Source organism: Acidimicrobiia bacterium, assembly GCA_036271555.1.
Taxonomy (GTDB): domain Bacteria; phylum Actinomycetota; class Acidimicrobiia; order IMCC26256; family PALSA-610; genus DATBAK01.
Genome location: DATBAK010000030.1, coordinates 40,116 through 49,931, shown reverse-complemented (window position 1 = coordinate 49,931; position 9,816 = coordinate 40,116). Strand labels below are relative to the sequence as shown.

General features: G+C 69.7%; 9 protein-coding genes and 1 pseudogene. 5 read left to right on the top strand and 5 right to left on the bottom strand.

Annotation, left to right across the window (positions count from 1 at the left end; all coding sequences use genetic code 11):
- The 4 genes from VH914_09015 to VH914_09000 form a co-directional block, all read left to right on the top strand.
- A partial coding sequence (locus VH914_09015) for a methylmalonyl-CoA carboxyltransferase (GenBank protein ID HEX4491328.1) occupies positions 1-208 on the top strand: 208 nt, incomplete at its 5' end.
- 77 nt (positions 209-285) lie between these two features.
- Entirely contained in the window at positions 286-990 is a 705-nt protein-coding gene (locus VH914_09010; GenBank protein ID HEX4491327.1) for a hypothetical protein, read from the top strand.
- 4 nt (positions 991-994) lie between these two features.
- A complete protein-coding gene (locus VH914_09005) occupies positions 995-2,146 on the top strand; it encodes an LLM class flavin-dependent oxidoreductase (GenBank protein HEX4491326.1) in 1,152 nt (383 codons plus the stop codon).
- A gap of 19 nt (positions 2,147-2,165) precedes the next feature.
- A complete protein-coding gene (locus VH914_09000; protein HEX4491325.1) occupies positions 2,166-2,786 on the top strand; it encodes a hypothetical protein in 621 nt (206 codons plus the stop codon).
- Between the two features lie 24 nt (positions 2,787-2,810).
- On the opposite strand, the pseudogene VH914_08995 reads toward VH914_09000, so the two are convergent.
- The 4 genes and pseudogenes from VH914_08995 to VH914_08980 all read right to left on the bottom strand — a co-directional run bounded on the left by VH914_08995 (position 2,811) and on the right by VH914_08980 (position 7,708).
- A pseudogene (locus VH914_08995) lies at positions 2,811-3,221 on the bottom strand (SgcJ/EcaC family oxidoreductase).
- Between the two features lie 100 nt (positions 3,222-3,321).
- Entirely contained in the window at positions 3,322-4,491 is a 1,170-nt protein-coding gene (locus tag VH914_08990; GenBank protein HEX4491324.1) for a DUF222 domain-containing protein, read from the bottom strand.
- 47 nt (positions 4,492-4,538) lie between these two features.
- Complete coding sequence (locus VH914_08985) at positions 4,539-6,173, bottom strand: acyl-CoA synthetase (protein HEX4491323.1); 1,635 nt, start codon at positions 6,171-6,173, stop codon at positions 4,539-4,541.
- On the bottom strand, positions 6,173-7,708 hold the full coding sequence (locus VH914_08980; protein HEX4491322.1) for a sulfatase-like hydrolase/transferase: 1,536 nt from the start codon (positions 7,706-7,708) through the stop codon (positions 6,173-6,175). The genes VH914_08985 and VH914_08980 overlap by 1 nt, the downstream gene beginning before the upstream one ends.
- 9 nt (positions 7,709-7,717) lie before the next feature.
- Here VH914_08980 and VH914_08975 point away from each other — a divergent pair, with 9 nt between their 5' ends.
- On the top strand, positions 7,718-8,629 hold the full coding sequence (locus VH914_08975; GenBank protein HEX4491321.1) for an alpha/beta hydrolase: 912 nt from the start codon (positions 7,718-7,720) through the stop codon (positions 8,627-8,629).
- A 42-nt stretch (positions 8,630-8,671) separates the two neighbouring features.
- Here the strand turns inward: VH914_08975 and VH914_08970 are convergent, their stop codons facing one another.
- Complete coding sequence (locus VH914_08970; protein HEX4491320.1) at positions 8,672-9,685, bottom strand: LLM class F420-dependent oxidoreductase; 1,014 nt, start codon at positions 9,683-9,685, stop codon at positions 8,672-8,674.
- Positions 9,686-9,816: the final 131 nt, after the last annotated feature.

Genomic DNA, 9,816 nt, shown 5'->3' with positions numbered 1-9,816 from the left:
GCTCGACGCGGCACCCGACCGCGAGGCGAAGCGCGCGGAGATCGAGGCGCGTCTCGTCGCGCGGCAGTCGCCGTTCAAGACCGCGGAGGCGTTCCTCGTCGAGGAGATCATCGATCCGCGCGACACGCGCCGTCTGCTGTGCGAGTTCGCGAACCTGGCGGCGCGGCTGTGGGAGCCGGGCCCGAAGGCGCGCGGTGCCCGGCCGTAGACCGGATCCGGCGGCGCAACGATGAAGCCGTCGGCGCCGTTCCCCTGCCGGTCGACCCTCGTCCGTACACTCACGCCATGACCACGCAGTTCATTGCTCCCGGTCACTGGTCGAGCGCCATCCCGCTCGACACCGCGCATCCGCGACTCGACGTGCTCGCGGCGCGCGGCTACGTGCGTCTGCGCGACGCCACGGCGCCGATCCCCGAGTCCGAGTACCTCGCGCTCGAGTACATGGATTGGAAGAGCGGTGGCGACACGAACTTCGCGCCGATCGCGACGGCCGACGGCGAGCTCGACTGCCGCGGCTTCTGGAAGGAAGGCGACGAGCGTCCCGACAAGAACGGGAAGTGGACGTCGAACGCGGCGCAGTGCCCGAGCATCGTGCGGTGGGTCGAGTCCGTGCACGCGAACTTCGGTCGCGTGCGCGTGATCAAGCTCGAGCCACAGAACGACGACACCGCGCTCAAGCAGATGCATCGCGACGACAACAACCGCTTCAACCCCGACGACACGGGTTGGGTCGTGCGCTGCTGGCTCGAGCTCACCGACAACCCGAACAGCTCGATGGTGCTCATGGAGCAGCGCGACGGGCTCCCCGATCCGGCGACCGAGGCGCGCGTTCCACTGCATCGGGGCGCGCAGTTCCTCGTCGACACGCAACGGCTGTGGCACGTCGTGAGTCATCCGGGCACCGCGCCGCGCTACGCGCTGATCTCGAGCTTCGAGAGCGGGCCCGCGCTCGACGCGTGGGTGCAGTCACAACTCCCGACGGAAGGCTGACGCGATGCGGTTCGGCTACTTCATGGCGCCGTTCCATCCGGTCGGGCAGAACCCGACGCTCGCACTCGAACGCGACCTCGACCTGATCGTCGCGCTCGACCGTTTCGGCTTCGACGAGGTGTGGGTCGGCGAGCACCACTCCGCGGGCTTCGAGATCATCGCGTCGCCCGAGGTGTTCCTCGGTGTCGCCGCGGAGCGCACGAAGCACATCCGCCTCGGCACCGGCGTGAGCTCGCTCCCCTATCACCACCCGCTGATGCTCGCCGATCGCATGGTGTTGCTCGACCATCTGACGCGCGGACGCGTGATGCTCGGATGCGGGCCCGGTCAGCTGACGTCGGACGCGCACATGCTCGGCATCCCCGCCGACACGCAGCGCCCGCGCATGCACGAGGCGCTCGATGCGATCACGCACCTGCTGCGCTCCGACGAGCCACTCACGATGGAGACCGACTGGTTCACGATCAACGACGCGCGGCTGCAGTTGAAGTCGTACACGGATCCGCACCTCGAGATCGCGGTCGCGGCCTCGATCTCGCCGACGGGCGCGGCCGCGGCGGGCCGTCACGACACCGGACTGCTGTCGATCGCGGCGACGAGCAAGCAGGGCTTCGACGCGCTCGGCACTCACTGGGGAACGTGGAACGAGGTCGCGGCCGAGCACGGACACGCCGCCGATCGCGATCGCTGGCGCCTCGTCGGGCCGATGCATCTCGCACGCACGAAGGAGCAGGCGCGCGAAGAGGTCGCGTACGGCATCCTCGAGTTCTCGCGCTACTTCACGCACGTGCTGCCCGCAGGGCCGGTGCGCGGCGACACCGCCGAGGAGATCGTCGCCAACGTCGACGAAGACGGCTTCGCGGTGATCGGCACGCCCGACGACGCGATCGCGAAGATCCAGTCGCTCGTCGACGAGTCGGGCGGCTTCGGCACCTTCCTGCTGTTCGGGCACGACTGGGCCACGCCGCGCGCCACGCTCGACAGCCTCGAGCTGTTCGCGCAGTATGTGATGCCGCACTTCCAGAACCAGCTCTCGGCGCCGGCGGCGTCGTGCGAGTGGGTGACGGGCAGCGGTGGCGAGTTCGTGAACCGCGCGGCCAACGCGATCATGAAGGCGATCGGCGACTACGCAGACGAACGCTCTGCGAAGACCTGACGGGGAGAGGGCGGAAATCGTGAATCGAACCTTGCTCGCGCGCGCGTCGTGGATCGCGACCGCGGTCGCGCTCGTCGGTGCCGGAGCGCTGTCGGCGACACCGGCCGGCGCGACACCACCGCCGAGCGGAAACAACCTGCTGAAGCAGTCGAGCTTCGAGATGCCGGTTCCGAGCGGCGACGAACAGGTGTTCCAGCCCGGTCAGCACATCGGCCGCTGGCAGGTGTCGGGCCAGCAGGTCGCGGTCGTCGTGCCCGACGTCGTCGACGGCACGGGGACGCAAGGAATGCAGTTCCTCTCGCTCAACGAGCCGAGCCAGCCGCTGCCGCCGACGGGAACGGTGTGCCAGACCGTGCCGCTCGACCCGGCCGACCGCTACGCGCTGGCGTTCTCGTCGGCCGACATCGTCGCGGCCGCAACGCTCACGGTCTCCTGGCAGGGTTCATCGGTCGCGGCGATCGACGACCCCGTGAGCGTCGTCGGCAACGGGACGACGTGGACCCGCCACCGCGTGAAGCTCGGAAAGGCGAACGGCGCGACGAGCGGCACCGTCTGCTTCGGCGGCACGCAAGGTGGCTATCTGCTCCTCGACCTCGTGGTGATCCAACCGGTCGTCCCCGTCTGCCGGCTCGCCTGCTGACGCGGCGCGCGTCAGGGGTCAGCTGTCGGCGACGGTGCCGCCGTCGGTGTGCGGGAACGAGTGGTGCTCGTGCGCGACGCTCCACCGACCGTCGCGCTTGCGGAGCCCGACGGTGAGCCGAAGTCGGATGTCGGAATTGCGCGCGAAGTCGTCGGCCATGCCGCAGCGCAGGAGTCCGTAGGCGAACGCGGTGTCGGCACCGGCGACCACGTCGAGCGACTCGAGCTCGTACGCGGCACCCGCGGCCTGCCACTCGAAGAACGGCGGCCAGCTCGCGCGGTAGGCATCGATGCCCAGCACACCGCCGAACGGCGGCGGCACGTCGTACATGACGATGTCGTCGGCGTGGTCCTCGAGCACGGTCGCGAGGTCGCCGGCGTGCACCGCAGTGACCCAACGCTCGATCAGGTGCCGGATCGCGGTCTCGTCGTCCATCGGTTCGCCTCTCGTCGACGCTCGGTCCGACGATGCAGACTCCGCACGCGCCGCGAACTCATCGCGCGGCTCTCTTCGCGCGCGGCAAGGGCGGTCGCCGTCACGGGTCGCCGCGGCTGCGGGGCGGCGGACTCAGCTGGCGTTTGCCGGTGCGGGGATCGCGCGGCCCGAGGGTCCAACCGCGCGTCTTGCGGTCGTGGTCGAGCGAGCAGAACCAGTCGAGGTTCCACCACGCGGCGGGCCCGCCCTTCGCGAAGTCGACCTCGCAGTGATCGAGCTCGAGATACCCGCGGTTGTGACAGCCCTCGGCGTCGCACTCCCGGCCGCCGACGATCATCGCGGTGCGCAGGTGCGCGGGAATGTGCCGTCCGAAGTGCGCGACCGTCGTGATGTCGCGCCCCTTCTTCACCACCGCCGTGACGAACGCCTCCCCGAGCAGGCTCCTGACCCACTCCACGTTCACGGGCCCGACCCCGGCGATCTCGCACCGCTCACCAGGCAGCACGTTGCCGCGCACGAGCGCCGCGTGGTCGATCACGACATGGGCCGCGATCGACGCCGGCTTTCCCTCCGTCGGTTCGGCCCGAACGAGGTCGGCGAGCGCGTCGGCGCCGTAGGCCTCGTGTGATTCGTGCGGACCCGACTTCCGACGGGACCGGAAGATGTGCTGTACCCGCTGGTCGATCACGCTCTTGAACGGCCCACCGACCTCGGGCGTGAGCCGGAAGTGCCCTTCCACCATGCCATCGCCCGCCGTCCACATCCGCAGGCCGCGCGCCGCGTGCTGCCGCTGCGAACGTTCGGCCGGATCGTCGGCACACGCCCGCGCCGCGATGCACGCGTCCTTCAACGGCACGATCCCCTGCGTGGCTGCGTCGAGCAGTTCCCCCTCGACGGAAGGGTCCGCGGTCGCGGCTTCGGCGATCATCGCCGCTTCCCGCGTCGACAGCCTGCCCTCGCGTACCGCCGCGGCAGTCTCCGGCAGCTCTTCGAGCTGCCGCGCCATCGTCATCGCCCGACGCGCTTCGCTCGCCTCCACGCCGGCCGCACGCGCGTACGCCTGGGCTGCATCACGTCCCGCACCCTTTCGGCACGAAGCGGTGTCGGCCACGCGCTTCGCCGCCTTCGCGAGCATCCCCTCACTCAATCGACGGATCACACCGAGCTCGTCGACCAACCGCGCTGCCTGATCGTGCGTCAACGTCGTCGGCTCGAAGCTCGCGGCGAGCTCCTCCAACGCGCTCCTCGTCGTCACGACCGTCGCAAACATCGAACGGATCGTACGACGAGGGTGTGACAGTTATCGGTCCCGATCCGTCAATGTTTTCCGAGGTTTTTCACGCCGATGATGGCCGCCGACGCGTCGCGCTTCACGCGCGGGTAGTCGGCCTTGCCGTTCGGCGCGCGGCCCACACTGTCGACGATCAGCACGTGACGCGGAGCCTTGAAGCTCGCGAGCCGCGTCTTCACGTGGGCGATGAGTGCGCCGGGTTCGACATCGTCGTCCGTACCGTTCAATTCGGCGACCGCGCAGATCGCCTCGCCGAAGCGCTCGTCGGGAACACCGACGACGATCGCGTCCCGCACCGCGGGATGCGTCTTCAACGCTTCCTCGACCTCTTCGGGAAAGACCTTCTCGCCACCCGTGTTGATGCACACCGACCCGCGGCCGAGGAGTCGCAGCGTGCCGTCGGCGTCGACGGTCGCCCAGTCACCCGGAATCGAATAGCGCTTCCCGTCGATCACGCGGAACGTCTTGCCCGACTTCTCGGGATCCTTGTAGTAGCCGAGTGGCTGTGGACCGCCGACCGCGACGAGGCCCGCGACACCCGAGCCGGGCTCGACGTCGTTGCCGTCCTCGTCGACGACGCGCGCCGCGTCGCCGAGCGTGAACTGGCCGGTCGCGCGCACGCCGTCGTTGCGGCTCGACACCGAGCCGCCCATGCCGAAGGCCTCCGACGACGCGAACCCGTCGCTCAACGACGCGTTCGCGAGGTGCTCGAGCAGGCCCTGCTTCACGGGCTCACTCCACATCACGCCCGCGGAGGTGACGAGGTGGACGTGGGTGAGATCCCAACGCCCCGGCTCGGCGCGCAGCGCGTCGAGCATCGGGCGCGCGAACGCGTCGCCGACGATCGCGACGCCGTACACGCGTTCGCGTTCGATCGTGTCGAGACATTCACGCGCGTCGAACGACCGCGTCTCGAGCAGCACGACCGTGCCCGCGACGCGCAGACCGGCCATGCCCATCGTCATCCCGGTGCCGTGCATCAACGGGCTCGCGGGCATGAGTGCGACGCCGCCCCGTGCCGCGCGCCGGCGAACATGGGCGAGGTCCTGCTCCTCGGGATCGAGCGGAGTGCCGGCGTTCGCGTGCGCGTACAGGTCGCCCTGCCGCCACATCACGCCCTTCGGCATCCCGGTCGTGCCGCCGGTGTAGAGGAACACGAGGTCGTCGGCGCTGCGGTCCCACGGCGCGCGCGTACGGGTGCGTGCCGCGCCGGCCGCGTCCTCGTACGGCGTCGCCCAATCGGGACACGGACCGCTGCCGTCGTCGACGTGCAGCCACATGCGTACGTTCGGCGTACGCACCCGCACCGCGTCGACCCGCTCCGCGAAGCAACCGTGGAAGGCGATCGCGATCGCGTCGGAGTCGTTCCAGAGATACGCGAGCTCCTCGGGCCCGTAGCGGTAGTTCGTGTTGACGGGCACGAGCCCGGCCTTCAGCGCGCCGAACATCGTCTCCAGGTACTCGGGCGCGTTGAAGAGGTAGTTGGCAACCTTGTCGCCGTGCTGCGCGCCCGCGGCTTCGAGCAAGGCCGTCGCGATGCCGTCGGCGCGCCGGTCGAGCTCACCCCACGTGAAGCGGCGCGTTCCGTGCACCTGCGCGACCGCGTCCGGAACCGTCTCCGCGATCGCCTCCCACACGTCGGCGTAATTCCACTCGGCCATCAGACGTTCGCGACCACGGGTGCGGGCTCGCCGCGCCGCTCGGGCAACGTCGCGCGCAACCGTTCGAGCAGCTCGTCGCGCGTCGCGCGGCACGCGGGATCGTCCCAACGGTTCACGCGCTGCAACGGATCGTCGACGAGGTCGTAGAGCTCGCCTTCGGTGCCGTCGTGCACGGTGCCGGGCTCGTACTGCGTGCACACCCAACGCTCGGTCGCGACGGTTTGGAGGTGCATCGCGATGTCCTCGTACACGCTGTCCCACTCGGTGACGACGTGCTCGAAACCGCGCGCGTCGGCGTCGGCGTCGTCGACGGGCAGCGCGCGCCCTTCCATCCAGTCCGGCGCGTCGACACCCGCGATCGCGCACCACGTCGGCGCGAGGTCGAGCAGACCGACGGGCCGCCCGACGCGAGATGCCGCGACGTCGGCCGAGGCCGCGGGCCGCCAGATCAGCGGCAGCCGCATCAGCGCGTCGCAGTGGTACGCACCTTTGAACAGCAGCCCGAAGTCGCCCTGGAGCTCACCGTGATCGGTGGTGAAGAACACGTCGGTCCGGTCCTGCCAGCCGCGCCGCGCGACGGCGCCGAGGATGTCGGCGCACGCCTCGTCGATGAGCTCGTTCTCGACGTGCGTCATCGCGTTGACCTCGCGGATCTGATCCGCGGTGAGCTGCGCGGGCACGAACTTGCGAGGCGCTTCGTAGTTCGCGGCGAGGGCGCCGTCGTAGTAGCCGCGCCAGTGACGCGGTTTCGCGTCGAGGATCGCGTCGCGTTCCGCGGCCGTCGTCGGGTAGTTCGTGGGAAGGTCGAGGTCGCGCCAGTCGACACGCCTCGTCTCCGACGCGGGCGGATCCCACGGATGGTGCGGATCGGGGAACGACACCCACACGAAGAAGTCGGCGTCGGCGGGCAGCGAATCGAGCCATGCGATCGTGCGTTGCGCGACCCAATCGGTGTGGTACAGGTCGCGCGGCACCGCGTTGCGCCACACCTGACACGCGCCGGTGTCGCCGCCGCCCGCGGCGTTCACGTCGAAGTCGGCGTCGAGCACGCGGTACCAGTCGTTCACGTACTCCGAATGGCCGCGCATCATCATCTGCGCGTAGTGCGTCATGCCCATCGCGGTGTGGGTTGCGGTCTCCATGTGATCGAAGCCGCGGTGCGGACCGAACGTGCCCTGCACGCCCATGCGGTTCTCCGCGAACTGCAGGGTCGGATCGAGGAACGGCTCGAAGTGCGCCTTGCCGATCAGCGCGGTGTTGTAGCCCGCGCCGTGCAGCACTTCCGCGACGCTCGGCGCGTCGTCGGGCAACGGTACGCCGTTCATCCAGACTCCGTGCGTGCGCACGTATTGACCCGTGAGCATCGTCGAGCGCGACGGCATGCAGACGACGTTCTGCGGATGCGCGCGGTCGTACACGATGCCGCGCGCCGCGAGCCCGTCGATCGTCGGCGTGCGCGCGACCGTGCCGCCGTTGCAGCCGAGCGAGTCGTAGCGCTGCTGATCGGTGGTGACGAAGACGATGTTGCGGCCCATGTGCCGGTCATGGTCGCACGGCCCGACTGGCACCTGCACGCGTCGGGGCGGAAGGATCGCCGGGTGCTCGAGCCGGTCAGCTCACGAATCGCCGCGGGTCCGGTGCAGCTCGCGGTGCACGAGTGGGGCGGCGACGGGCCGCCGGTGCTGCTCGCGCACCCGACCGGTTTCCACGGCGTGGTGTGGGCGCCGGTCGCGGAGCGGTTGATCGCGCGTGGTCGCACGGTGTTCTCGTTCGACTTCCGGGGTCACGGCGACAGCGACGCGCCCGACTCCGACTACTCGTGGCACGGCTTCGGCGACGACGTGCTCGCGGTCACCGATCACTTCGGCCTGCGCGGCGAGCCGTCGCTGCTCGCGGCCGGTCATTCGAAGGGCGGCGCCGCGCTCGTGCTCGGTGAGCTCAAGGAACCGGGCACGTACGCGCGCCTGTGGCTCTACGAGCCGATCATGTTCCCATCGTTGGAGGTGCTGCCGCCGCACGAGGACTTCTTCCTCGCGCGCGCGGCGCGGAAGCGTCGGAACGAGTGGCCGTCGAAGGAAGCCGCGTACGAGGCGTACGCGGCGAAGCCGCCGCTCGACGTGATGACGCCCGAGTCGTTGCACGCGTACGTCGACTACGGGTTGCGCGATCGTGGCGACGGTGTGTTCGAGCTGAAGTGCCGGCCCGACGTCGAGGCGCAGGTGTACACGATGGGCCCGAACCACGGCGCCTTCGTGCACCTGCCCGATCTACAGCCGCCGGCGCTCGTCGTCGCGGGCGAGACGACGCAGAGCATCCCGCCCGACCTCGCCCGTCAGATCGCGGAGCGCATGGCGCACGGCAGCGTCGAGGTGATGCCCGGCGTCGGCCACTTCGGCCCGCAGGAGAACCCCGACGCCGCGGTCGAATCGATGCTCCGCTTCGCCCCCACGCGTTAGTGGTACTGCGTTGTCGGCGTATAGCCGAACAACGCAGTACCACTACGCGGACTTGAGGTCGTCGATCACCGCGCGCCACTGCGCGGGGTCGTTGCGGTAGGGCGCGTAGAACGACAGCCGGTCGACGAGCCCGCCGTAGCGCGCCTTGAGCTCGGGACCGACCTGCGCGGGCTCGGCGACGACCGCGAACGTCGACAGGATGTCGTCGTCGATGAGCTCGCCCATCTCGACCCACTTTCCCTGCTTCGACAGCGCGTTGAGCTCCGGCTGCAGGTCACCCCAACCGTGGAGGTCGAGCACCGGCTTGTAGTTCGGCGTCGAGCCGTAGAACGCGATCTGCTGACGGGTTCCCGTCTTCGCCTTCTCGATCTCTTCCTCCGTGCGACCGGTGACGACGAACAACGGCCCCGACACCTCGAACCCATCGCGCGACCGACCCGCCTTCGCGAGCCCGCGCCCGATTGCCGGGAGCGTGACCTCACGCACGTAGCGCTCGGTCGTGAAGCCGTGGATGAGGATTCCGTCGGCGACCTCGCCCGCGACCTCGGTCATGTGCTCGCCGACCGCGGCGAGGAACACCTTCGGCGGGCCGTAGCCCGTCGGGCCGGGATTGAAGAACGGCGTCATCAACGTGTGGCGGTAGAACTCGCCGCGGAAGTCGAGCTTCTCGCCGTCGTTCCAGCACGCCCAGATCGCTCGCATCGCGAGGATCATCTCCCGCATGCGCTTCGCGGGCTGCGACCACGGCATCGAGAACCGCTTCTCGATGTGCGGCTTGATCTGCGACCCGAGACCCACGATCGCGCGGCCCTTCGAATAGGTCTGGAGGTCGTGACCGAGGTTTGCCAGCGTCATCGGGTTGCGCGCGAACGCCACCGCGATTCCGGTCGCGAGCTCGACGCGCTCGGTGTGCTCGGCCGCGATCAGGAGCTGCAGGAACGGATCGTGCGCGGTCTCCGCGGTGACGATCCCGTCGTAGCCGATGTCCTCGAGCTCCTTCGCCCGCGTCGCGAGCTCCGGGATCGAATCCCCTCCGATTCCTCCGTCGACCCGCACGGCGCACTCCCCTCGTCGGCTGCCCTCGATCGAGCGCGCCGCAGGCTAGCCAGCGCCGAAAACGCGAGGTGCTTGCGGCGCGTGACGGCGGGCACGACACTCGTGGCGTCGGTCGACGCCGCCGAGCGGAC

Excerpts from the sequence above, each read along its gene's own strand:
- VH914_09005 (HEX4491326.1), top strand. The coding sequence starts at position 995 with ATGCGGTTCGGCTACTTCATGGCGCCGTTCCATCCGGTCGGGCAGAAC.
- VH914_08975 (HEX4491321.1), top strand. The coding sequence starts at position 7,718 with ATGGTCGCACGGCCCGACTGGCACCTGCACGCGTCGGGGCGGAAGGAT.
- VH914_08980 (HEX4491322.1), bottom strand. The coding sequence starts at position 7,708 with ATGGGCCGCAACATCGTCTTCGTCACCACCGATCAGCAGCGCTACGAC.
- VH914_08990 (HEX4491324.1), bottom strand. The coding sequence starts at position 4,491 with ATGTTTGCGACGGTCGTGACGACGAGGAGCGCGTTGGAGGAGCTCGCC.
- VH914_08985 (HEX4491323.1), bottom strand. The coding sequence starts at position 6,173 with ATGGCCGAGTGGAATTACGCCGACGTGTGGGAGGCGATCGCGGAGACG.
- VH914_09010 (HEX4491327.1), top strand. The coding sequence starts at position 286 with ATGACCACGCAGTTCATTGCTCCCGGTCACTGGTCGAGCGCCATCCCG.